Source organism: Dissulfurispira sp. (assembly GCF_036745535.1).
GTDB lineage: Bacteria > Nitrospirota > Thermodesulfovibrionia > Thermodesulfovibrionales > Dissulfurispiraceae > Dissulfurispira.
This window is the reverse complement of the sequence record NZ_DAIOFX010000010.1, coordinates 1-23,241: the sequence shown is the minus strand read 5'-3', so window position 1 is coordinate 23,241 and position 23,241 is coordinate 1. Positions and strand designations below refer to the sequence as shown.

The 23,241-nt window shown below is 43.8% G+C and carries 20 protein-coding genes and 1 tRNA gene; 6 read left to right on the top strand and 15 right to left on the bottom strand.

All coding sequences use genetic code 11. The features are described from left to right. Nucleotides 1–81 precede the first annotated feature (81 nt). Both V7L97_RS03735 and V7L97_RS03730 read left to right on the top strand, forming a co-directional pair. Nucleotides 82–154, top strand: a tRNA-Lys gene (locus V7L97_RS03735). 82 nt (nt 155–236) lie between these two features. Continuing rightward, nucleotides 237–2,027, top strand: a complete 1,791-nt coding sequence (locus V7L97_RS03730) for a GspE/PulE family protein (RefSeq protein ID WP_333653490.1) — start codon at nt 237–239, stop codon at nt 2,025–2,027. Between the two features lie 2 nt (nt 2,028–2,029). Here V7L97_RS03730 and V7L97_RS03725 read toward each other — a convergent pair whose 3' ends face one another. The 9 genes from V7L97_RS03725 to V7L97_RS03685 all read right to left on the bottom strand — a co-directional run bounded on the left by V7L97_RS03725 (nt 2,030) and on the right by V7L97_RS03685 (nt 9,508). After that, a complete protein-coding gene (locus V7L97_RS03725; RefSeq protein WP_333653489.1) occupies nt 2,030–2,755 on the bottom strand; it encodes a metallophosphoesterase family protein in 726 nt (241 codons plus the stop codon). Continuing rightward, a complete protein-coding gene (gene nusB, locus V7L97_RS03720) occupies nt 2,752–3,198 on the bottom strand; it encodes a transcription antitermination factor NusB (protein WP_333653488.1) in 447 nt (148 codons plus the stop codon). Before nusB ends, V7L97_RS03725 begins: the two co-directional genes overlap by 4 nt. A gap of 28 nt (nt 3,199–3,226) precedes the next feature. Beyond that, a complete protein-coding gene (gene ribH, locus V7L97_RS03715) occupies nt 3,227–3,688 on the bottom strand; it encodes a 6,7-dimethyl-8-ribityllumazine synthase (RefSeq protein WP_333653487.1) in 462 nt (153 codons plus the stop codon). Between the two features lie 73 nt (nt 3,689–3,761). Further along, on the bottom strand, nt 3,762–4,889 hold the full coding sequence (gene rodA, locus V7L97_RS03710; protein WP_333653486.1) for a rod shape-determining protein RodA: 1,128 nt from the start codon (nt 4,887–4,889) through the stop codon (nt 3,762–3,764). A 58-nt stretch (nt 4,890–4,947) separates the two neighbouring features. Further along, nucleotides 4,948–6,708 carry a penicillin-binding protein 2 gene (gene mrdA, locus V7L97_RS03705; RefSeq protein WP_333653485.1) on the bottom strand — a complete coding sequence of 587 codons (1,761 nt, stop codon included), beginning with the start codon at nt 6,706–6,708 and terminating at the stop codon, nt 4,948–4,950. Nucleotide 6,709: 1 nt separating this feature from the next. Next, a complete protein-coding gene (locus V7L97_RS03700; protein ID WP_333653484.1) occupies nt 6,710–7,216 on the bottom strand; it encodes a hypothetical protein in 507 nt (168 codons plus the stop codon). Nucleotide 7,217: 1 nt separating this feature from the next. Beyond that, nucleotides 7,218–7,994: a rod shape-determining protein MreC gene (gene mreC, locus V7L97_RS03695; RefSeq protein ID WP_333653483.1), complete on the bottom strand. Its 777-nt coding sequence runs from the start codon at nt 7,992–7,994 to the stop codon at nt 7,218–7,220. Next, on the bottom strand, nt 7,994–9,001 hold the full coding sequence (locus V7L97_RS03690; protein WP_333653516.1) for a rod shape-determining protein: 1,008 nt from the start codon (nt 8,999–9,001) through the stop codon (nt 7,994–7,996). Before V7L97_RS03690 ends, mreC begins: the two co-directional genes overlap by 1 nt. Nucleotides 9,002–9,103: 102 nt before the next feature. Beyond that, the gene (locus tag V7L97_RS03685; protein ID WP_333653481.1) at nt 9,104–9,508 is read right to left on the bottom strand and encodes an RDD family protein; all 405 of its coding nucleotides are present in this window, start codon (nt 9,506–9,508) and stop codon (nt 9,104–9,106) included. Nucleotides 9,509–9,708: 200 nt separating this feature from the next. Here V7L97_RS03685 and V7L97_RS03680 point away from each other — a divergent pair, with 200 nt between their 5' ends. Together V7L97_RS03680 and ftsY are read left to right on the top strand one after the other, a co-directional pair. Beyond that, nucleotides 9,709–11,484: a hypothetical protein gene (locus V7L97_RS03680; protein ID WP_333653480.1), complete on the top strand. Its 1,776-nt coding sequence runs from the start codon at nt 9,709–9,711 to the stop codon at nt 11,482–11,484. Nucleotides 11,485–11,569: 85 nt separating this feature from the next. Beyond that, complete coding sequence (ftsY, locus tag V7L97_RS03675) at nt 11,570–12,475, top strand: signal recognition particle-docking protein FtsY (RefSeq protein WP_333653478.1); 906 nt, start codon at nt 11,570–11,572, stop codon at nt 12,473–12,475. Here the strand turns inward: ftsY and V7L97_RS03670 are convergent. Together V7L97_RS03670 and V7L97_RS03665 are read right to left on the bottom strand one after the other, a co-directional pair. After that, a complete protein-coding gene (locus V7L97_RS03670) occupies nt 12,456–13,433 on the bottom strand; it encodes an acetyl-CoA carboxylase carboxyltransferase subunit alpha (protein WP_333653477.1) in 978 nt (325 codons plus the stop codon). The two genes, ftsY and V7L97_RS03670, sit on opposite strands and share 20 nt — an antisense overlap. A gap of 111 nt (nt 13,434–13,544) precedes the next feature. Beyond that, nucleotides 13,545–16,952 carry a DNA polymerase III subunit alpha gene (locus tag V7L97_RS03665; protein ID WP_333653476.1) on the bottom strand — a complete coding sequence of 1,136 codons (3,408 nt, stop codon included), beginning with the start codon at nt 16,950–16,952 and terminating at the stop codon, nt 13,545–13,547. 277 nt (nt 16,953–17,229) lie between these two features. On the opposite strand from V7L97_RS03665, the gene V7L97_RS03660 reads away from it, so the two are divergent. Continuing rightward, nucleotides 17,230–17,751 (top strand): adenylyl-sulfate kinase, encoded by a 522-nt coding sequence (locus V7L97_RS03660; RefSeq protein ID WP_333653475.1) that lies wholly within the window; start codon nt 17,230–17,232, stop codon nt 17,749–17,751. Between the two features lie 104 nt (nt 17,752–17,855). Here the strand turns inward: V7L97_RS03660 and V7L97_RS03655 are convergent, their stop codons facing one another. After that, nucleotides 17,856–19,274, bottom strand: coding sequence for a methyl-accepting chemotaxis protein (locus V7L97_RS03655; protein WP_333653474.1), 1,419 nt, complete (start codon nt 19,272–19,274; stop codon nt 17,856–17,858). A 343-nt stretch (nt 19,275–19,617) separates the two neighbouring features. Between V7L97_RS03655 and V7L97_RS03650 the strand changes: the two genes are divergently transcribed. Continuing rightward, nucleotides 19,618–20,169, top strand: a complete 552-nt coding sequence (locus tag V7L97_RS03650; protein ID WP_333653472.1) for a hydrolase — start codon at nt 19,618–19,620, stop codon at nt 20,167–20,169. A 241-nt stretch (nt 20,170–20,410) separates the two neighbouring features. On the opposite strand, the gene V7L97_RS03645 is transcribed toward V7L97_RS03650, so the two are convergent. The 3 genes from V7L97_RS03645 to V7L97_RS03635 form a co-directional block, all read right to left on the bottom strand. Further along, nucleotides 20,411–20,638: a hypothetical protein gene (locus V7L97_RS03645; RefSeq protein ID WP_333653471.1), complete on the bottom strand. Its 228-nt coding sequence runs from the start codon at nt 20,636–20,638 to the stop codon at nt 20,411–20,413. Nucleotides 20,639–20,766: 128 nt separating this feature from the next. After that, on the bottom strand, nt 20,767–21,684 hold the full coding sequence (locus V7L97_RS03640; RefSeq protein WP_333653470.1) for a CfrBI family restriction endonuclease: 918 nt from the start codon (nt 21,682–21,684) through the stop codon (nt 20,767–20,769). Beyond that, complete coding sequence (locus tag V7L97_RS03635) at nt 21,671–23,059, bottom strand: DNA methyltransferase (protein WP_333653469.1); 1,389 nt, start codon at nt 23,057–23,059, stop codon at nt 21,671–21,673. Before V7L97_RS03635 ends, V7L97_RS03640 begins: the two co-directional genes overlap by 14 nt. Nucleotides 23,060–23,241: the final 182 nt, after the last annotated feature.

Genomic DNA, 23,241 nt, shown 5'->3' with positions numbered 1-23,241 from the left:
TAATGTAAGAATCTCTTTTTTGGCAACTGAAAACTTGACGATTAAAGAATGTTTTTTGTATTGTAACTATCTGATATTTGTGGGCCGTTAGCTCAGTTGGTAGAGCAGCTGACTCTTAATCAGCGGGTCGGAGGTTCGAATCCTCCACGGCTCACTTGAAAAATTCCTTGAACTCCTTTCCAAAATGCTGCTTTGAAAATAACCTCTGAATCTGTGATAAACTTAATCAGGTCAAGATGAAAGCCAAAAACACACTCACCATAGAATTCGCAGCAGGCGCCCTTCTCAAGAGAGGCCTGGTTTCAGCGGAGCAGTTTAATGACATAATCCTGAAAGGAGAAAAACAGAGGGAGCGCCTGCAAAGGTATCAGGAGGCGACCTACTCGAGGAGACTGCACAGGATCCCCTATTTTGTCTCTCCGGCAGAGGCCATAGCATCATTCAATATCGAAATGCCCGGCAAAGACGGGAGATTGCTCACCGAAGATATTATTACAGAGGCCGTTGCAGATGAAGTCGGCATGGAGTATAAAAAGATTGACCCCCTGAAACTCGATCTCGATGTGGTAACAAAATATGTCCCACGCCTGTTTGCATTAAGGCATCTTATTATCCCGATAGAGGATGAGAACGGCTCTGTAATTATGGCGGTTGCCGACCCGTTCAACCTCGAGGTCGTAGAGAGTCTTCAAAAGACAAAGGGTCTGAAGATAAGGCCTGTCCTCAGTTCTAAAACAGACATAATGAAGATCGTGAGGGAGTTTTTCGGATTCCATGCATCGCTCAGCGCAGCAGAAGCAGAGATGAAGACAGGCATTGAACTGGGCAACCTCGAACAGTATTTTAAATTGAAACTGCCCGGCGAGGTGGATGCAACAGACAAGCATATCGTCAATGCAGTGGATTACCTCCTTCATTATGCCTTTGAGCAGAGGGCAAGCGACATCCACGTCGAACCGAAAAGGGAGAAGTCATTTGTCAGGTTCAGGATAGACGGGGCATTGCATTACATCCACACCATCCCCAGATCCCTTCATCCGCCTATAGTGTCGAGGATAAAGACCCTGTCGAGGATAGACATAGCGGAAAAGAGAAGACCCCAGGACGGAAGGATCAAGACGAGCCACAAAGGGAAGGATATAGAGCTGAGGGTCTCCACCCTGCCTGTTGCATTCGGCGAAAAGGTGGTCATAAGGATATTCGATCCCGACATACTCATGCAGGACCTCGATCAAATCGGTTTTTATCCGAGGGAATACCAGTTGTACAATGCCTTCATAAGAAAACCCAACGGCATTATACTCGTTACAGGCCCCACTGGAAGCGGAAAGACTACCACACTCTATTCCACATTGAAAACCCTCTCTTCACCTGACGTGAACATCGTTACCATAGAAGACCCCATAGAAATGGTTGTGGAGGAATTCAATCAGGTGGGTGTGCAGTCTGGAATTGGCGTAACCTTTGCAAAGGTGCTCAGGACAATACTGCGTCAGGACCCGGATATTATAATGGTTGGAGAGATAAGGGATAAAGAGACTGCAGAGAGTGCTGTTCAGGCTGCCTTAACAGGACACCTCGTCCTTTCCACATTGCATACCAATGATGCACCATCCTCCATTACAAGACTCCTTGACCTCGGCGTGCCTTCTTTTTTGATATCATCCACTTTAATAGGAATAGTTGCACAGAGACTTATAAGAAAGATATGCCCGTTCTGCAAAAAGGAGAGGGCCCTTACAGAGGAAGAAGTGGAGCATCTGAAGCTTGGCCCAAAAGAGTACAGGGTATTTTTTGGCGAAGGCTGTCTTGAATGCAGGGGAACCGGCTACAGAGGCAGGACAGGAATCTTTGAGGTAATGGAATTCACAGATAAGCTAAGGACTGTAATGTCCGATACGGTTGAATTGCATAAGTTGTACGAAATTGTAAGGGCGGATGGTCTGATTAATCTGAGGCAGGTTGCGATCAGAAAGATGCTGGAAGGTGTCACTACCTTTGAAGAGGTCATAGCTGTAACAGGATAAAATCAAACCCCTCTTTCCAACCTCTCTATTAGTGGAAATGGCAGCCCGTACATCCGCATTTTGCCCTGTGTTTTTTCTATGTCATACTCTACACGATAAAGTTTCACGGATATATCATCAATGATTGCATAACATGCCCTCGGGTCTCCATCCCTCGGCTGTCCTACGCTTCCGACATTGATGATGTATCTCTCTGTCTCTCCGATTTTCGCTTCGTTTCTGTATGTAAGCATCTCGCCTGAAGGCATCCTCTCGATTATAAATGGCTGGTGGCTGTGGCCTAAGAGGCATATTTTATTGTCGAAGTAATGAAAGTTAACCTCTGCATCCCATAGGGTTAAGAGATAGTGCCATTCTTTAGGCTCTTTGGGTGTTGAATGCACGAGCAATATCTTTTTATTTTCTATTTCTTTTGAGATTAAAAACGTCTTTAGTATGGATAGATTTTCCTTGCTGATTTTTTCCTTTGTCCACAAAATGGCTGCCTTTGCATATGGATTAAAAAAATCGATATCTGTCAGCCCGAGCACTGCCCAGTCATGGTTTCCTGCAAGAAGGATTTTGCATTCAGAGTTCAAGATTGCAATGCATTCATCAGGATCCGGGCCGTAGCCAACAGCATCTCCAAGGAAGAGGATATCCGTTATTTTTTTCTTTTTAATGTCTTTTAAAACAGACTTGAGTGCCTCGATATTTCCGTGGACATCTGAGATTACAGCATATCTCATTTCTGGCAATATTCTTTTGCTATCTTGTCGAGGATGCCGTTGATAAATGCTGCAGATTCTGATGTGGAATATTTTTTTGCGATCTCAAGTGCCTCATTGATAGTTACGGCATTAGGGATGTCTTTCCTGAATAATAGCTCATATGTGGCAAATCTCAATATATTTCTGTCAATGCTTGCCATCCTCGATATCTTCCACTTCTTTGCCACTTTTTGAATTAATGGGTCTATTTCCTTAAGGTTTTCAATAGTCCCTGAGATTATGTCCTCTGCAAAGGCCTTTGTATCAGAGTCTTTTTCATCCGTATCTGCCCAGAATACTTCGAGGTTATTTTTTATCCCGGAAAGATTTTTTGCCCTGTTGTTATTTCCTGTGGATACCTTTATAAAGTCGATTCTGTACAAAAACTGTAGTGCATATTCCCGTGCCTTTCTCCGTTTCATAATTTACTCATAACTCTTAATTTATGACTCATAACTTCTTTAGTACCTGTGCCATTTCTATGGCTGTGATTGCAGCATCCCATCCCTTATTGCCTGCCTTTGTTCCTGCCCTTTCAATAGCCTGCTCAATAGTATCAGATGTTATCACTCCAAAGGCTATTGGAACGCCTGTTTCCATGGATGCCGACGCAATGCCCTTTGAAACCTCTGCTGCAACATAATCAAAATGCGGTGTTGCACCTCTTATCACTGTGCCGAGACATATGACTGCATTATATAAGCCCTTTGATGCCATCTTTTTTGCAACGAGGGGAATCTCAAACGACCCGGGCACCCTTACCACTTCTATATCGTCTTCCTTTGCACCATGCCTTGCAAGGGCGTCTATTGCGCCGTCAAGGAGCCTTGATGTAATGAAATCATTAAACCTGCTTACAACGATACCGAACTTAAGACCTTTTGCTTGAAGCTCGCCTTCTATTATTTTCATCTCATGTCCTCCAAATAAAATTTATGCATATTTTAGCATAAGGCAGCGAATGAGTATATGGGCGCTCATTAACTTATGGATAGAACAACTCGAATCTCCTCGTCCTGATGCTTATAAGTATGCCTGCTGCTATGAAATTGCTTAAAAGCGCTGTGCCTCCATAGCTCACGAAGGGCAGCGGTACTCCTACCACAGGCATTATTCCGAGGGTCATTCCTATATTCACGCAGAAATATACGAAAAACATTGCGGTTATCCCCATGGCAGTCAGTCTCCCGAATTCATCCTTTGCCCTCATGGCTGTGTCCAGTCCCCTTAAAAACAGCATCAGATAAATGCCAAGGAGCATGATGCTTCCTGCAAAGCCCCACTCTTCTGCAAAAATCGAGAATATAAAATCCGTATGCTTTTCCGGTAAAAACCTCAATGGCCCCTGAGTTCCTTTTAAATAGCCCTTGCCAAAAAAACCGCCGGACCCTACGGATATTTTTGACTGATTGATATGATAGCCTATGCCCGCAGGATCTACATCCGGGTCAATGAAGGCGACAAGGCGATTTTTTTGATAATCCTTAAGCCCTTCCCAGAAGATGTGGCCGAGAAATGGAATAGAGATAAGCCCGATAATAACTATCACTGTTATAATCTTTTTGCTTATCCCTTTTGAGAGGGAAAGGACTACAAATAAAGACATAAGGAGGATTGCAGTTCCAAGGTCAGGCTGTTTAATCAATAATATTAATGGCAGTATGCCAAACATGAACAGGCTTTTCATGGAAATCTTATCAACAGAATTTCTGCCCATGTTTGTCAGATAAGAGGAAAAGGCGATTATAAAGAATATCCTGAAAAATTCAGAGGGCTGAAATGAGATAGGGCCTATGCTTAACCACCTCTGAGCACCCATGCTCGTCCTTCCTCCGAAAAGGACAATTAAAAGGAGGAGAAGCCCTAAGCCGTATAAGGGGTAGGAGATTCTGTAAAGCCATATGTAGTCAAAGGATACAACGACAAACAGGACTCCTGTGCTTATAAGAAGCCATAATACCTGCTTTAAATAAAAATCAGGATGTTCTCCAACCCCGAGGGGCGGCCTCGTGGCGCTGTAGATGGTCATTATCCCTATCATGGATAGGCCTATGATCAATAAGAAAGTTATCCAGTCAAAGTTCTTGATTAATCTTCTGTCAATCTTCAGCATATGTTTAATTCAGGCAATAGGCGATAGGCTCCGGGAGAAATATTTCTGAATACATCGCCTATTGCCTCTTGCCTATAGCCTCTTGCCCATTTTTACTTTTCATATACGCCTCGATGGCCCTCTTTGCTATGGGCGCTGCAGTTGCTCCGCCGCTTCCACCGTGCTCCACAAAGACAGAGAGGGCTATTTCAGGATTGTCGACAGGGGCGAATGCAACAAACCAGGCGTGGTCCATAAACCGTTCGCCTGTCAGTCCTTTTTTCTTTCCAACCACCTGAGCAGTCCCTGTTTTTCCACCGATAACAACCAATGATGACCTTGCCCCCTGAGCAGTGCCGTTGGGCTCATTAACAACGCCCGAGAGGGCCTTTTTTATCATCTCTATGGTTTCCGGTTTTAATTTCACCGTTCCTGATAATTCTTGCCTGCCTTTTATCAGGGAAGGCTTGTATAAGTTTCCACCATTGGCAAAGCTTGCCATCATCGCCGCCATCTGTATGGGTGTGGCCGTAACATACCCCTGACCAATGGCAGAGATATAGGTATCTCCGAGATACCACGGCAGATGCTTTTTCTCTCTTTTCCATCCGGTGTTGGGAATGAGCCCCCTTCGTTCCTTCACAGGCATCAGCTCTACACCGGTTTCCCTTCCGAGACCAAAGGCCGTTGCATATTTATAAATTTTGTCTATTCCCAACCTCCTTCCAACTTCATAGAAATATACATCGCATGACTCCACAATGGCCCTGTGAAAATCCACTGGACCGTGTCCTCCCTTTTTCCAGCACCCGAATGTCCATCTCCCGTAGCCTATACCGCCTGTGCAATTGATCTTTGTATCAGGGCTTATAATTCCCTCTTCGAGGGCGGCTATGGCGGTTATTATCTTGAAGGTAGATCCAGGGGGATACTGGCTCTGCACCGCCCTGTTGAGCATGGGCTTCTTTTTGTCCTCCATGAGCGACTTCCAGTCATTATATGCTATGCCCATGGAGAATGTGTTCGGGTCAAAGGATGGGAGGCTTTCGAGGGCGAGTATCTCTCCTGAATCAGGTTTTATTGCCACAAGAGCGCCTGCCTTATTGCCAAATGCGTCCTCTACAGCCTTCTGGATATTTATATCGATGCTGAGTTTAACGTCGCTTCCTTTAACCGAAGGCTTTTCCTGTATCATCCTCAGCTCCCTGCCGAGTGCATCCACCTCTATAATCCTCTCTCCAGGTATTCCCCTCAGCTGGTTGTCGAACAATGCCTCCACGCCCCACTGGCCTATCAATGCATCAAGTGGAAAGTGCCTTAGGTCAGGGTTATTTAATTGAGAAGTGGTTATTTTTCCGAGATAGCCTATGATGTGCGCTCCGACCTTGCCGAAGAGATACTCCCTTCCGACTTCTGTTTCAACGAAGAGTCCAGGAAAATCGGACCGTCTTGCCTCGATGCGGGCTATCTCTCCAAAGCTCAGCCCCTGTTTGAGCTTTACAGGAACAAAAGGGCTGTTGTCCTTTTTGGTTAATTTTTCTTCGACCTCTTTTTTGGTTAAACCGAGGACTGCAGAGAGCGAATCCGTGTCTATGGCCCTGAAATTGTCGGTGGTTATGGAAACGCTGAAGAACGGGATATTTTTCACCAGTGGTGTTCCGTTCCTGTCGTATATAATACCCCTCGGCGCAGGCGTCTTCAATATCTTCAGCCTGTTGTCCTCGGACAGTCTTTTATATTTGTCTCCATCAAGCATCTGGAGTTGCCAGAGGCGGAAACATAAGATCAGCAGTATCCCGATAATGATGTAAGAACCTAATTGTATTCTCTTTAGAATCATATCAATCCGTCAGCCGGAATTTGCTCGGCTTCAATATTATACCAAATGGTATGTTGGCAACGGTTTGTATTAAGATTGTCTGCAATGCATCGAGGATGCTTATGTTTATACCGGTAAAGATAATCCGGGATCCTGCAACAATAACTCCATCGAGGATCGTAAAGACGACAATGGTTATCACACCCAAAAGGGGTGTCCATTTAAAGACGACCTCGGTAAAGACCACAATGGCCAGAAAACCGGTTAAGCCCTTGCTGAAAAAATTAGGGCCTATGATCGAACCCGAGAGGATGTCTTCCAGCAGGCCGACAAAGGCGCCGAAGACCGTGCTCTTTATCTCTGACCTGCTTCCGAAATAAACATCCGCCTTGTGGCTTCGAGGAAGGCTCTTCAGGCTGAAGAAATAAACGAGTACAATAGAGAGGTTTAACGGTCTGTGGAAAATGGAAAGCTGGGTCTGTATGAGGAAGGTCAGAAAAATAAAAAATGCCCACTTTGCATAGTTCATATCACTTGCTGAGAATAACCACTTCTTCTATTTTTGCATCAGACTGAAACGGTAAGACCTTTATATCCTGAAAAAAATCGATCCCTTCCTTCCTGACGCTGCTCACAACACCAACGAGCAACCCCGGAGGGAAAATACCGTCGAGCCCGGAGGTAACCGCCACTTCACCCTTTTCCACATCCTCTTCCGGCGGTACATATTTGAGGATGCAGTACCGCTTGCCTACGCCGGATATAACTCCTTCGTGCCTGCTGTTCTGAAGCCTGACGGCAACAGAAAAGCTCGGGTCTTTCAGGAGCAATACCTCCGAAGAATTATCCTTTATTGCATATATCTTGCCCACGAGGCCTTTTGGCGTAATAACAGACATATCCTTTTTAATGCCGCTATTTTTGCCCTTATCGAGGATCATGGTATGCAGCAATCTGTCATAGCCACGCCCTATCACCTTTGCAGTGGTTACATAATTGGGAAGGTGCTCCTTTAAAGACAGAAGCTCCTTGAGCCTCTTGTTCTCCTGAACCATCTCTGCATATCGCTGTTTCTCGGTGAGGGCAGCAGTAAGCTCTTTTCTGAGACTTTTGTTTTCTTCAAATGTGCCCCGGAGTTCACGGAATGTCATGGTAACATTTAGAGTGAAATTGTTAAGGACGTCATAAGGGTAGGATAAAATCCTGAAGAGCGCAGAAGGCCTTCTGTTGTGATGGTACGTTATCAGTATAAGGGTAATCAGAGAAAGCAAGAACAGGATGATGATTCTCTTTTTGCCCTTTGACATTAATTAGTAGCTATGGCTATCTTCCTGAGAAGTTCCAGTTTATCCAGCATCATGCCGCACCCCATCACAACCGCGGTTAAGGGATTATCGGGCACTATAACAGGCACGCCTGTTTGCTCCCTTATCAGTATATCCAATCCCCTGAGCAGTGCGCCTCCTCCGGCAAGGACAATACCCCTGTCCACAATATCTGCTGCAAGCTCGGGCGGGGTGTTTTCAAGGGTAACCTTGATCGTGTCAAGTATCAGACCAACACTTTCCTGGAGCGCCTCCCTTATCTCGTCTTCTGTGACATTGATAGCCTTTGGAATTCCGGAAATAAGGTCTCTTCCCTTCACCTCTATCGGTTCGACTTTGCTCGTTGGATATGCTGAACCGACCTCCACTTTAATATGCTCGGCCGTTCTCTCGCCAATCATGAGATTATACTTGCGTTTTATGTAAGCAATTATCGCTTCATCCATTTTGTCTCCGCCTACACGGACAGCCTTGCTGTAAACGATGCCGTCGAGGGATATGACTGCCACGTCGGTAGTGCCGCCGCCGATATCCACAATCATGTTTCCTGAAGGTTCGCCAACAGGCAATCCGACACCAACAGCAGCAGCCATTGGTTCTTCTATGAGATAGACCTCTCTTGCGCCCGATGAATGGGCTGCATCCTTGACTGCACGGCGCTCAACCTGTGTTATGCCCGACGGGACCCCAATAATAACCCTCGGCGATACAAAACTCTTTCTATTGTGCGCCTTTGTTATGAAATATTTCAGCATCTCCTCTGTTGCATCGAAGTCTGCAATAACCCCGTCCTTCAAAGGCCTTATGGTAATTATGTTTGAAGGGGTTTTGCCCAGCATCTCCTTTGCCTCCATCCCGACTGCAACAGGTTTTCTGTTATCGGTTCTTAGAACAACCACCGATGGCTCATCGCAAATTATGCCCCTGCCATGTACATAGACAAGGGTATTTGCAGTGCCAAGGTCTATGGCAAGGTCATTCGAAAACATTCCCAAAAGCTTCTGAAAAAACACTTAAACCTCCTCATATTAGCTCATTGATCTTAGCTCATAGTTCATGATTTTTTGCTATGAGCCATCAGCCATGAGCTATCAGCCTTCTACTACCTTTGTATTCGCTATATCGTCTCCAAGTCTCATGCCGTCCTTGCTTCCCAGCATCAGGAGGAACTCCAATGCTAAAATAGCAACAGCAAACAACCACCCGGCCAAAGGGATCTTGTAAAGCAGGAGCGCCGCTATCAGTGGTGTGTTTCTCAGCACAGAGTCCCTGAAAGTTCCCGAACTGCCAGTGGAAAGGGATATTACCCTTAATTTCAATATCTTCTTCCCGATGCTCCTGCCGTCAAAAAGGCCGTCACTAATGAGAAGATAGATGAGGCCGGCGAGATACCCTACCTGAGGTATGGTCTTGGCTGCTGCGGCTGTAATAATAAAATCCAGCATTTTTGCTATAACTCTTAGCAGCAAGCTTGCCTTTGCGCTCTCCTCAGGCATTTTTAATACTATCAGATGGCCTCCCTTTTTTTCAAGGATGACCTCGTCCCTTATGTAGAGGAGTGGTAAATTTTATTTCAATATGCTACTATACGCAAAAATGCAATATACACTAAAAATAGTATATATTTACAGGCGTTTATGATATACTTTCTGTTAATAAACTTAAAATAAATTTATCCTTTTACAGGGGGTTCTATATGACAAGAGGCGGTGTGAGGTTTCTCATTTTTCTGCAACTGATTATAGCCATAATAGCAGCAGTTCCTTCACTCGTGCATTCCGGCGAGATCGTTATAAAGCCCGGAAAATTCGACCACTTCAATATCTCCATGCCCGACAGGATAGTTGCCGGAGAAGATGTCTCCATAAGATTGCAGGCAGTGGATGCCTTTAATAACATTATCACCAATTTCGGAGAGACCGGAAAGGAGTTCCATGCAACGGTTTCCGGCTCCGCCTCGATAAGCCCTGCAACCTTTAAATCAACCTCCTTTGTAAACGGAACCTTAACAATAAACATTTCGAATAAGGTTGCCGAGACCATTAACCTTTCTGTAAGGGAAAGCGGTATTCCCATCCCTATTCTGTCAAAGGATTTAACTGTAACCCCCAATAAACTGAATTCCTTTGTGATAAAAGGACCGAGAACAGCCCATGCAGGCGAAAGATTCGATGTAAATATCATTGCAAAGGACTCCTTTGGAAACACTGTTTCAGAGCCGATCTTTGGGAAAAATATAAATCTTATATTTAAGGGCAATGCCGAGCCCAGGGTCGATATGCCTGCAATCCCCGATTTCAAAAACGGCATATGTGCTGTCACGCTTATATCGCAAAAGTCAGGCACTGTAATAGTAGAGGCAAAGGATTTAATCACAGGAAGTTCGGGAACAAGCGAAAAGATCGATGTAATCAACGGCCCTGTGAATTCATTCAGGGTATTTGTTCCAAAAGAAGTCATTGCGGGCGAGCCTTTTGAGGTGTCCGTAGTCGCCGTTGACCGTTTCGGCAATGTCGTATCGAATTATTCTACAACAGGGAGCGGTGTAATAATCACGTCATCCGGGAAATTAAAACCATTCCCTTCCTCATTGCCGGCATACGAATTCGTAAACGGACAGGCAAAATTCGATCTCAGATACGATGCTGCCGAAGACATATCCATAATCATTACAGAAATGGGAAAAACCCAGAAGGGCATAAGCGAGAACATAAAGGTGGTTTCGCCGATACCGGAGAGGTATGAGATTACAACCCCGGATTCTGCAGTTGCAGGGCAGAAGTTCAAGATAAAGATAACGGTCTACAACCAGCTCGGGCATGTAATCAGGAATTACAATATAGTCGGCCCTGATGTCCAGCTTTCCACAACAGGTACAGGAACACTTATACCGAACAGGATACCCGCATCCGAGTTTGTTAACGGCACGTCAGTGGTCGAGGTTCAATACAACAAGTCCGAATCCTTTGCAATTACTGCCGGCCCTGTAAAGCCTGCCGTGGCTGTAGAGAAACCTGCTACAGCACCAGCTAAACAGCCGGCAAAGGCAGCGCCGCCTGCAAAGGAGGCAAAGGAGCCGAAGAAGCCGAAGAAGGCAAAGGAGGAAAGAAAGGATAAAGAGAAGGAGAAAAAAGCAGAGGCAAAGGCCCTTGAGATTACAAATGTATCGCTTGTTGAGCCAAAGAAGAAGTCCACCATCTCAATACACATCCCGAATCTCGATGCAGCCGTAAAATACAGCGCATCCACAGAGACGGTTGAGGGCAAAAAATGGATTGTTGTCAGGATAAAGCCGGCAGTGAGCAAGATAGAAAAGGCCGTGAAGTTCGAATCATCCTTTGTCGGTAATGTTGTGGTAGAGGAAGACAAGAAGGAGAAGGGTGCTGTGCTCGTTAAGATCGAACAACTAAAGCCCACAAAGTTTCATGTAACAAAGGAGAAAAACTCCCTTACCGTTACTTTGAAACACTAACAAATACAGGTAAAGGTAAAGTAGAGAAAAGGGTTAAGCAAAGGCCTTTCTTTACCTTTGCTTCTACCTTTTTACTGTCGTAATTATGGGATTCTTAGACAAACTAAAATCAGGCCTTACAAAGACAAAGAAGAATATTGTCGAAAGGGTTGAGTCAATACTCCTGAGCAGGGCTATTGACGATTCAGCCATTGAAGACATCGAAGAAGTGCTTATCACATCGGATGTTGGAGCAGAGGCTACAGATGAGATAGTAAGCCTTCTTAGAAAAAAAGTAAAATCTGGTGAAATAAAGAACTCAGATGATGTAAAGTCCTGTTTAAAAAACGAGATGGCTCTATTGCTCGGCAAATCCCAGCCACTTGTAACCTTCGGAGAAAAGCCATTTGTAATCCTTACAGTTGGCGTCAATGGCGTGGGCAAAACCACGACCATAGGCAAGCTTTCATCAAGATTCATATCAGAAGGGAATTCTGTGATCTTAGCTGCTGCGGATACATTCAGGGCTGCTGCAATAGAACAACTCGAAATATGGGCGAAGCGCTCAGGAGCGGATATAATCAAGCACCAGAGCGGCTCTGACCCTGCTGCCGTTGCCTTTGATGCTGTGGAGGCTGCAAAGGCACGCGGAATCGATATAGTCATTATCGATACAGCGGGAAGGCTCCACACAAAGAGCCAGCTCATGGACGAACTTAAAAAGATTAACCGTGTCATCAAAAAATCCATACCCGATGCACCGCAGGAGATACTTCTTATAGTTGATGCAACAACAGGTCAAAATGCTTTGAGGCAGGCGCAGATATTCAACGAGGCAATAGGCATAACAGGCATTGCCCTTACAAAACTCGACGGCACTGCAAAGGGCGGGATTATCTTCGCAATAAAGAAGGAATTAGGTATACCTGTGAGGCTTATCGGAATAGGTGAAGGTGTCGACGACCTCAAGGACTTCGATCCGGAGGACTTTGTTACTGCCCTGTTTGAGTAAGGCTTCCTATTTTTCTGATTTTTTTATACCTTTCTTCTATCAACTTCGCAGGGCTTTTTGATTGAATGGATTCCAGAGACTTCAAGATATATTCTACTAACCTTTTTGCTGTTGTTTCAGGCTCTCTGTGCGCGCCGCCGAGGGGCTCGGGTATTATGTCATCGATGATCTTGAATGACTTCAGGTCATCTGCAGTGAGTTTAAGAGCGTCTGCTGCCCTTGAGAAGTCATCAGGCGTCAGCTCTCCTCCCCTCTTCCATAAAATAGCTGCGCATCCTTCTGGCGAGATTACGGAATAAACAGAATGCTCTAACATATAGAGCCTGTCCGCAATGCTTAATGCAAGGGCACCGCCGCTTCCGCCTTCGCCTATTACTATGGAGATTATGGGAGTCCTGATCCTCGACATCTCCATGAGATTTGTTGCTATTGCCTCTGCCTGCCCCCTCTCCTCTGCGCCTATTCCTGGATAAGCTCCGGGGGTATCGATGAATGTTACTATGGGAATCTTAAACCTTTCTGCCAGCCTCATCAATCTGAGCGCCTTTCTGTAGCCTTCCGGATTGGGCTGCCCGAAGTTTCTGAATATCCTTTCCTTTGTGCCCCTGCCTTTCTGGTGGCCGATAATGACCATAGGGATACCGTTAATCTTTCCGACTCCCCCTACAATGGCAGGGTCGTCCGCGAATCTCCTGTCTCCGTGCAGTTCGATGAAATCCTCGACTATCATACCGATATAATCGAGGGTATACGGCCTTTCGGGATGGCGTGCTATCATGGTCTTCTGCCACGGAGTGAGATTGGAAAATATCTCTGAGCGCAATTCCTTTGCCTTTTTTTCGAGGCGCTTTATTTCCGATGCTATATCTATCTCTGTGCCGTCAGAGAGCTTTCTAAGTTCTTCGATCTTTGTTTCAAGCTCTTCCAGTGGCTTTTCAAAATCAAGATAATAACCCATAGTCGCTTCGCTCCAAATTCCAAATCCTAATATCTAAATCCCGAACAAATCGAAGTTTCAAATTATATTTTAAAAAATTGTTTAGAGTTTAGGATTTAGTATTTCGGATTTTTAACAAGTTTTTACGCTTACTCCTGTAATCCTTTCTGCCTCTGCTGCAAAATTACCGCAGGGCGGGAGTTTAGAAGCTATAATAACACAATAATCAGGAAGATAAAACTTGAATGATATGCTGTCTTTGCCGTTTGGCGTATCTCCCATTAATCTCTTTATCGTCCTGAGCTTTTCAGCAGCGTCTTCAAGGTTGTCGCATTTCATGGCCACTTCATATTTCGTGCAGAGTTCCATGTCTGTGAGGCTCTGTATCTCCCTCGCCATAACCTTTGCTCCCTTCTCTGACTTGAACACCTGGCCTTTTATCAAAATCAGATTGCCTTTTTTAAGTAGGTCTGCGTTCTTCTTGTAGAGGTCGGGGAATACAAGCATCTCGCAGCTTCCTGTCTCATCCTCCAGATTCAGATAGGCTGTGACTCCCTTCTCCTTTGCTCTTGTCTTCATTTCGCTTATAATTCCTGCAACGCTGACATCTGCTCTTTCGTCTTTGTCTTCCACACTTGACAACTGTATCACGTCCATAGTGGATAATGTCTTTCTGTACCTTGTCAACGGATGGCCTGATATGTAAAAACCGAGGGCATCCTTTTCATAACTCAATAATGTTGTTTCATCCCATGGCTGGACTGCACTAACAGCAATATCACTGTCTCCGAAAAGTCCGGGACCCAAGCCATTTGCCTTAGTGGATGACGTTAAGGCATCCATAGACTTTGCCCTTGCCAAGAATCTCGTGTTATAAGGAGGCTCAGAGAATAAGGAATCAAACGCCCCTGCCTTAATAAGGCTCTCTATAACCTTTTTGTTGACCTTTTTATTGTCCACTCTTGAAAGGAATTCATCAAAGGATTCGAAACGGTTGTTCTGCCTCTCCTGAAGGATTGTCTCTATGGCTGCAGAGCCGACACCCTTTACAGCCTCGAGACCAAACCTCACAGAACTTCCCACAATCTTGAACTCCCTTTCGCTCTCATTAATATCAGGCGGCATTATCTCTATGGACATGTTCCTGCATTCATTTATGAGTTTAACGATCTTATCCGTATCTCCCATGTCAGCACTGAGGTTTGCTGTCATGAACTCAACAGGATAATGCGCTTTTAAATATGCTGTCTGGTATGCAAGATATGCATAGGCTGCGGAATGGGATTTGTTGAATCCGTATTCTGCAAAGAATGCCATCAATTCAAATAGTCTTGCAGCCTTTTTCTCGGGGATCCCATTGGCAATGGCGCCGCTCAGGAAGACCTCTTTCTGTTTTTCCATCTCCTCTGGCTTTTTCTTTCCCATAGCCCTCCTGAGGAGGTCTGCCTGTCCCATTGAAAAGCCTGCTATCTTGTTTGCTATCCTCATGACCTGTTCCTGATAAAGGATTACCCCGTAGGTCTCATCGAGAATATCCTTTAATTGCGGCAGCTCGTATTCAACCTCTGTCTCTCCCCTTTTCCTCTTGATGAAGTCGTCTATCATTCCGCTGCCGATAGGGCCCGGGCGGTAAAGGGCAACGAGGGCAATGAGGTCTTCGAATCTATCCGGTCTCATCTTTACGAGTATATCCCTCATGCCTGCGCTTTCGAGCTGGAATATGCCCGTTGTCTCTCCCGAACTTAATAGCTTGTATGTTTCTTCATCCTCAATAGGAATATCGGATAGGATTATCTTTTTCCCCTGCTGCTTTATGTAATCAACGGTTTTTTTGAGGACGGTGAGTGTCTTTAAACCAAGGAAATCGAACTTCAGAAGGCCGACACTCTCTACAGATCCCATGTCGAACTGTGTGGTAATGGTTTCTTCAGAAGGATTTTTATAAAGCGGCATGAAATCTGTCAATGGTTTCGGCGCTATAACAACTCCTGCTGCATGGGTTGATGCGTGTCTTGATAATCCCTCGAGCCTCTTTGCAATATCCAGCAATTCTTTTACTGTCGGATTGCTGTCGTATAATTCTTTAAGCTGCGGCTCTAATTTCAAGGAATCGTCAATGCTTATGTTATGTCCAGGGACGAGTTTTGCTATTTTGTCAACATCCGCATAGGGAATATCCATTGCCCTTCCCACATCCCTTATTGCTGCTTTTGCAGCCATTGTTCCGAATGTTATTATCTGTGCAACATGGTCGCTGCCGTATTTTTCAGAGACATAATTAATAACCTCCGGTCTCCTATCCTTGCAGAAATCCACATCGATATCAGGCATGCTTATTCTTTCCGGATTTAAGAATCTCTCGAAGAGAAGGTTGTACTTAATCGGGTCTATTTCTGTAATATCGAGGCAATATGCAACAAGGCTTCCAGCAGCAGAGCCTCTTCCGGGGCCGACAGGAATGCCGTTTTTTCTTGCATAACTTATGAAGTCCCAGACTATGAGGAAATAAGAAGAATAACCCATCTTCCTTATCATCTGAAGCTCCATCTTAAGGCGTTCAAGATAATTCTGCGGAGGATTGCCTTTGAATTTAGCCTTAAGCCCGGTGATGGCAAGATCTTCGAGATAGGAATCGGGTGAAACGCCGTTGGGCAGTTCATACTTTGGAAGGAGGCTCTTTCCGAGGACAAAATCGAGATTGCACCGCTCAGCAATCATCCTTGTATTCAATATGGCCTCTGGCGTCTCGTGAAATGCCTGTTTCATCTCGTCAGGGGATTTGAAATAGAACTCATTGGTTGACATCCTCATTCTCTTTTTATCTTTTACAGTCTTTCCTGTTTGTATGCAGAGAAGGATGTCATGTGCCCTTGCGTCTTCTTTTTTCAGATAATGGCAGTCGTTTGTGGCAACAAGGGGGATATGGAGTTCCTTGGAAAGCTCGATGAGTTTTTTATTTGTCTCCTCCTGTTCAGGCATTCCGTTGTGCTGTATCTCGAAAAAGAAATTCTCAGGGCCGAGGATGTGCTTGTACTGTAAGGCCGCCTCACGTGCCCTTTCCATTTGACCATGCTGAAGATAATAGGGCACCTCTCCCTTAAGGCATGCAGTAAGGCCTATAAGCCCGCCGCTGTATTGATCGAGGAGTTCTTTGTCTATCCTCGGCTTGTAATAGAAGCCTTCCAGATATGCCTTTGAAACGAGGGATGTCAGATTTTTGTAGCCATTGCTGTCCTTTGCGAGGAGTATAAGGTGAAAGGCTGCCTCCTCTGAAAGGCCATTATCTATATTAGTCTTTGACCTGTCAAATCTGCTGTTAGGGGCAACATATACCTCGCAGCCGATTATGGGCTTTATGCCCTTTTTTATGGCCTTTTTATAAAACTCGATGACGCCAAAGAGATTGCCGTGGTCGGTGATGGCAACAGCCGGCATTTTATAGGCAGATGCCTGCTCCACAAGCTCATCGATCTTTATTGCACCGTCCAAAAGGCTGTATTCTGTGTGTAAATGGAGGGGGACAAAATCAGAGTGCTGCATGGGAAATTTTACAGCTATAGAGAAAGTTTAGTCAAATGCCTAAATCTGTAATCAGGGAAAGCAGGCACGGCTTCAAAGCCTTTATTAATGCGATGAGATTATTTTTCTGCCTGTTTATACTGCTGAATGCAAAAGGTAATACTGAAGTTGCCCTTAAACAGTGGGAGGGCTCGGCTCTAAGGTATCGCTGATAAAGGCTTTTCATCCATGCCTGCTTTCCTTTTGCAAGTGTTTCTTTACAGATTATGGAAATATTAAAATGTGCTATTCTTTAACTATGAAAGGTATTGTCTTATGGGTAACAGGTCTGCCCGGAAGCGGGAAAAGCACAGTTGCCGACGGCATAAAGAATCAATTCCCTGATTTTGTTATTCTCAGAATGGATGAGCTTCGGAAGATTGTTACGCCTAAACCGACATATTCTGAAGATGAAAGGGAGATGGTCTACCGCACTATTGTCTATGCGGCAAAGACCCTTTCGGGGCTTGATCACAATGTCATTATCGATGCCACAGGGAATATGCGAAGGTGGAGAGAGCTTGCAAGACAGCTTATCCCGAATTTTGCTGAAATTTATCTGAAGTGTCCCATAGATGTTTGTATGGAGAGGGAGGTTTCGCGCAGGAAAACACGCGGAGCTCCGAAGGGCATATATAAAAAGGGCCGGGCCGGATGGCCCGTGCCTGGAGTGCAGGTACCATACGAAGAGCCATTAAATCCAGAACTTACCATAGAAACAGATAAGGCCTCCCTTGAAGAGGCCATATCTGTGATTTGCGAGTTTTTGTCAAGGCATTAGTTAGTCAAACCTGAATTCGTCTATGGTTGCCTTGAGCTTCTGGGACAGGGCATTCAGTTCATCGAAAATCTTCTTTAGATGTTCTGTGGACTCCTGTGTCTTCTTTACGATATGAGATATGTCCTCATATTCCTTGCTATTTCCTCGGATGCGGCGGATTGTTCTTCCACAGAGGCGGCTATCTGGGCTATTTCATCTGCTGTTTTCTGAACGGAGCTCACAATATGACCGAGGGATTCACTTGCTGTCTCCATAAATGTAACTCCTTCAGTCACATGGCTTAGCGCCCTCTCCATCGAGTGTGCGGTCTGGCCTGAATCGACCTGAACAGCCTTAATCTTTTCCGATATCTCGGTCGTTGCCTTCATTGTGCGTTCTGCCAGCTTCCTGACCTCATCAGCTACTACAGCAAAGCCCCTTCCCTGTTCTCCTGCCCTTGCAGCCTCTATGGCGGCATTGAGTGCGAGGAGGTTGGTCTGGTCTGCTATATCGCTTATTACAGAGACTATCTCGCCTATCTCCGTTACCCTCGAATTCAGCCTCTCTATCATGGATGCCAGCTCCTGTGTTGCGCTGCCTGCTGAATTTATCTTGTCAACGGATTGAACCACAACATCTTTTCCATTATGCGCAACACTGATTGCGTCCTTTGCAGAATCAGAGGCAGAGGCACTATTCCGTGCAATCTCTGTTACTGTCTGTGACATCTCTTCTGCAGCAGTCGCAATCTGTGCTGCCTGCTGTGCCTGCTTGTTTGTGCCGTCTATTGTCTCATCTATGGCTCCCTTAAGCACCACTGCATGTTTTGATAGGTCGGCTGCTGCATGGGCAACATTTCTCATGGCATTTGATAGCTCACCTGACATTTTATTTATAGATTCTGAAAGATTACCCATTTCATCGAGGAACTTTATCTGAAGCCTTTCTCTGAAGTCCTTATGTCCTGCGCTTTCGACTACTCTTGCGATATTTCCAAGAGGTCTTGTAAGGAAATTGGAAAGGATAAAGTAGATTACACCTATGCTGCCGACAGAAAGAAGAATTGTAATGACTGCAATGAGGATTTTTGTTCTTGCCACTGCATCTTCTGTTTTTTTCATAGAAACGCTGATACTGAGGGCTCCAAGAACATCTCTTTCCTTTGTTCCTTCGCTGTGACACATCAGGCAGTTTGTTCCCATGTAGTCCTTGACATTTACATAAGGGAAAATCCCCCTGAGATATGTCTCTCCTTTAATAGATTCAGTCTTAAAGGCAGGTTTGCCAGTCTTAAACACCTCTTTTTCAAGGTCATCCCTCGGATATTCTTCTGCTGCCTTCTTACCATATTGTTTATCCAGAATCTCTCCCCAAATCATCCTTACAGGAAGCATTTTGTTCATATGGTCAAGAAAAGTTTTTTTGTGGGTAGCCATCATGCCGGTTGTCATATAACCTGTCATTACTCCAAATACCGTCTCCGATAAATGCGTTAAATCCCTCCTGCTCTGTTCGGATGAAATCTCCTTAACCTTCATTCCCATCTATATTGTGTTGGCAATGCCTATGCCCACCATGATTACTATGATGGGTATCATCAATTTCCATTTGATGGACATTCCTTTGATTTTCTCTATAGTTGACATATATCAACCTCCCTTCTACTTTTATTTTAAATCTATTATTTAGATGCTAAAAAAATAATACATCAATTAGAAACCGTTGACAATGTAAATTGTCTGTAAAGCCCTTTGACCGCAATCCGTAAACATGGATACCTGCTATCCTGTATTTAGAAAGTTTCTTTACTGATTATGGTTTGAGCGATCTCGAAAAATGATATAATATCGCAATATTTAATTTATTATTGCCCAAAGGAGATTATTTATGAACAGATTTCTTCTCGATAAAGATAATACAGCATTATTGATTATAGATATTCAGGACAGGCTGGCAGCAGCAATGAAGGTAAGGGATGATGTTGTTAAAAACTGCCTTCACCTGATTGAACTTTCAAAGATGCTGAATATACCCATAGTTGTGACCGAGCAATATCCAAAAGGGCTCGGACAGACAGTTGCCGAAATAAAAGATGCCCTGCCGTCTTATCAGCCGATAGAAAAACTGACCTTTAGCTGCTGCGAAGAGCCGAATTTCCTGAATGAAATAAAAAGGCTCGACAAAAAGACTATTATACTCACAGGTATGGAAACTCATATATGCGTGCTTCAGACATGCATCGGACTTTTAAAGGAAGGCTTCCATGTCCATCTTGTGAGGGATGCTGTATGTTCAAGGGCAAAGGAGAACTGGAAGGCAGGGGTGGAATTCATGCGCGATGCAGGCGCTGTGATAACATGCACGGAGACAGTTTTATTCCAATTGTTAAAGGTTGCTGGCACTGAAGAGTTTAAGGCCATTTCGAAGAGGATTAAGTAGAGCTAAAACCCTTAGCCCGTATTATTCATAAACTTTGTTTGTTATGCTGAAAGACAAAGCATTTCCGCTTCATTCTCGGAAGGCGTCCAGCCTTCCTCCGCAAGGAGCCTTTTTGTTTGTGCGAAATTCCAAAGTGCACCGGTATGAATTTGCCTTGGGAATAATCATATTCTTTGTATCTTGCCATCTATCCCCCTACTCAGCGGTGTGTTCCCATCTTCAAACAAGATGAATGGCTCTATTATAAGCCTTTCGGGACTTTTTCTACAGCCTCAACGGGCTGCGGATGAGCTGCCTGCAGGGACGGCTCGATCCGCTTGTTCGCCGGCGCTCCGCAGTCACAAGGATAGGAGGCCGTATGAGTAAAGTTTGTATTCATGCTCTTGCAGTGGCTCTGAGTTATGTGGGGAGCGCCCTGAAGAGCGGTTATTTTTTTATTGCCGTAATGCCTTGTTATATTTTTATTCATACAGCTCATCCGCAGCCCGTTCCTCCGCGAGCGGAGCGAGCGGAGGAACACTTGAGCTAACCCGTGCGAATGAAGCGAAGCGTAATGAGCATCGGTGTTGAGCGATTTGTTATGTGTTCTCTATTTTGCTATTTAAAAATCTCTTTAAAAATCTCAGATAATTTGGAGTCTATGTCATTATTGAAATCTTGATATGGAATATTCAGATGTTTTAAAACGTCAGCAAATCTTTTAAAGCCATTTTCGCTTCTCAATTCAACCCATTCAATGCCTAAGCTGTCCAACTGTTTTTTATTTGTATCCGACAATTTGTCCGCAACAAAAACTTTACTGTCTCTTGCGATAACAGCATCAGCACTTTCGGGATTTCCCCGCCCCATTAATTTAACCTCGCATTTATAGTTCCTGCTCTCGTCTCCTATCAGATAAAAATCAATTTCTCTTTCAAACTCAGGTTTCTTTTTTGATTTTCCTCTAAATCTGATTGCATAGTTTATATCATTGACACCGAATAGCTTGCATAATGTTAGCATCAAAGGTTTTTCTACTCTTTTACCAGCAGTGCTCCATAAGCTGCCCCTCAATTCTGCTCGTTTAACAGCCAATGTATTTATAACAATAAGGCTTTCGCTGATGTTTAAATCAACACTTACGCCTTTAAACTTAATCGTCAAGGTTAATTCCAAATCATGCCGTGTATCTACAAGATTCTTGATAGCTTCAAACAATGTGTCGTAATTTTCATTGGACGCATCAATTATTATTTCTCTCGTGGATGAGTTGAACATATTATGGATTGTCTTTTTGTTGAGTCCAGAATGAATAGCGATTTCCTGAGCGGGAAGATTAGGATTTAAAAATTCCTGTTTATACCAATCAACTGTAATATCCTGACTTCTGAGTTTTGCATCTACCACTTTTTTAAAGAAGTCAATAGCGTATTGCAAAAACTCTGTGTTAATCAAAGTTACAATTTCTATCCTGTAATCCTGCCCTTTGATGAGTTTCTGTATGATATTTTTGGCTACGGATTCAGTAAGCGTCATTTTTGATTATTTCCTTAAATTGTTCAAGCGAGCAAAAACGAGGAAGATTATTGGAAAACAGATTGCCATTTTCTAAATTCTTTCTGATTTCATGAAAATATTTTTTCTCCCGTTCCGTCAGGAAAAATAATCTCTCTAATTTTTTGGCTGCTTTGCCCAGAGTCCCGCTACCTGCAAATGGGTCAAAAACCAAATCTCCCTTAAAAGAGTAAAATTTAATTACCCTGTTGCATAATTCTAAGGGGAAAACAGCAGTATGAACTTTATTAAATGTCGGGTCAATTTTCCAGACGTTTGACGTCTCATATTCTTCTGTAACCTTACTTTTTTCGATTATATCCCAGCTATATTGCCGAATATTCCAATCTAAAAGTTTCTCTGTTTTCTTTCGATAAACCATCAAGTATTCTGTAACAGGATTGGGTTTGTATCCGAGAGGTTTGCGATGTTGTAAAAATCCAGCATTGCGATTTTTAACGCTTGATTCCGGTTTTAACCAGACAATATCATCTATAAATTCCCATCCCATATTTACCAAATGGGGATGAATATCAAAAGGAATCGGATAACGCTTGCTTGAATGTTGACGGCTAACTCTCGGAATTATAATAGGAGATGTATTTAAAATAAAAAATCTTCCCTCTTTAGTTACTCTGTAGACTTCCTTAAAGACCTCGACTAAAAAATTTAAATATTCTTGATAGCTTTGATAGATAGAGTAATCTCTTGCATTATAATAAGGCGGTGAAGTAAATGTTAAATGGATTGATTCATCCGGCACAATCTTTAAAACATCCCTCACATCGCCATTGACGACAACATTTTTTAGAAACTCATAAGTCTCAGTATGTGGTTGCTCTGTTTTACTTGCATTTTGTGCGAAAAATTCTTTATGAATAACAGTCTGAACCATTTCATTCGGATGATTTCGGAGTTGTTTTAAATGTTGTTCAACCATTTTATCGTTCTTAAATACAAGTAAGCCCCTGATTGCTTGCAAGACAATTTTCGGGTCGGAATCTTTTAGCATCTCAAGAAGTATGACTTTATTCTGTGGATGTCTCATCCTACCTATAGAGGATACCGCTTCTCTCCTAACCATAGAATCAGAGTCGTCTTTGGCAATTATAGAGAGGGATTGTAGATATTTTACGTCTTCCAGTTTCCCAATATTCTTTACAGCCCATAGCCTGACCTGACGGCTTTCATGGCTTAATAATGGGATCAATAGATTTCCATCGAAGTCTCTTGGTAAATGCCCTAATTTCTTAAGAAAGAAAGCTAAGCTGCCACTATCTTTAAACGCAGTAATAGCATTTGATAATGCCCCATTGCCTTTAATTTTAAGGTCGTCTATATATTCTTTTGTTAGCATTTCCGAAACCCTTAAGCAAATATATAAAATCTGTATCTCATTATAAACCTTTTGCCATATTAGAGGGAAGTAAATATTTTTGCGATGTGGCCGTTTTGTCTTTGTATGCCGTTATTTATTTGACGTGTAACAATTACTATACGAACTACCGTATTTTCCCGGAAACTATTTAAACTATATCA

Coding starts and splice junctions, on each gene's coding strand:
- V7L97_RS03730 (WP_333653490.1), top strand. CDS start 237: ATGAAAGCCAAAAACACACTCACCATAGAATTCGCAGCAGGCGCCCTT.
- V7L97_RS03725 (WP_333653489.1), bottom strand. CDS start 2,755: ATGAGATATGCTGTAATCTCAGATGTCCACGGAAATATCGAGGCACTC.
- nusB (WP_333653488.1), bottom strand. CDS start 3,198: ATGAAACGGAGAAAGGCACGGGAATATGCACTACAGTTTTTGTACAGA.
- ribH (WP_333653487.1), bottom strand. CDS start 3,688: ATGAAAATAATAGAAGGCGAGCTTCAAGCAAAAGGTCTTAAGTTCGGT.
- rodA (WP_333653486.1), bottom strand. CDS start 4,889: ATGCTGAAGATTGACAGAAGATTAATCAAGAACTTTGACTGGATAACT.
- mrdA (WP_333653485.1), bottom strand. CDS start 6,708: ATGATTCTAAAGAGAATACAATTAGGTTCTTACATCATTATCGGGATA.
- V7L97_RS03700 (WP_333653484.1), bottom strand. CDS start 7,216: ATGAACTATGCAAAGTGGGCATTTTTTATTTTTCTGACCTTCCTCATA.
- mreC (WP_333653483.1), bottom strand. CDS start 7,994: ATGTCAAAGGGCAAAAAGAGAATCATCATCCTGTTCTTGCTTTCTCTG.
- V7L97_RS03690 (WP_333653516.1), bottom strand. CDS start 9,001: ATGTTTTCGAATGACCTTGCCATAGACCTTGGCACTGCAAATACCCTT.
- V7L97_RS03685 (WP_333653481.1), bottom strand. CDS start 9,508: ATGCCTGAGGAGAGCGCAAAGGCAAGCTTGCTGCTAAGAGTTATAGCA.
- V7L97_RS03680 (WP_333653480.1), top strand. CDS start 9,709: ATGACAAGAGGCGGTGTGAGGTTTCTCATTTTTCTGCAACTGATTATA.
- ftsY (WP_333653478.1), top strand. CDS start 11,570: ATGGGATTCTTAGACAAACTAAAATCAGGCCTTACAAAGACAAAGAAG.
- V7L97_RS03670 (WP_333653477.1), bottom strand. CDS start 13,433: ATGGGTTATTATCTTGATTTTGAAAAGCCACTGGAAGAGCTTGAAACA.
- V7L97_RS03665 (WP_333653476.1), bottom strand. CDS start 16,952: ATGCAGCACTCTGATTTTGTCCCCCTCCATTTACACACAGAATACAGC.
- V7L97_RS03660 (WP_333653475.1), top strand. CDS start 17,230: ATGAAAGGTATTGTCTTATGGGTAACAGGTCTGCCCGGAAGCGGGAAA.
- V7L97_RS03655 (WP_333653474.1), bottom strand. CDS start 19,274: ATGGGAATGAAGGTTAAGGAGATTTCATCCGAACAGAGCAGGAGGGAT.
- V7L97_RS03650 (WP_333653472.1), top strand. CDS start 19,618: ATGAACAGATTTCTTCTCGATAAAGATAATACAGCATTATTGATTATA.
- V7L97_RS03645 (WP_333653471.1), bottom strand. CDS start 20,638: ATGAATAAAAATATAACAAGGCATTACGGCAATAAAAAAATAACCGCT.
- V7L97_RS03640 (WP_333653470.1), bottom strand. CDS start 21,684: ATGACGCTTACTGAATCCGTAGCCAAAAATATCATACAGAAACTCATC.
- V7L97_RS03635 (WP_333653469.1), bottom strand. CDS start 23,059: ATGCTAACAAAAGAATATATAGACGACCTTAAAATTAAAGGCAATGGG.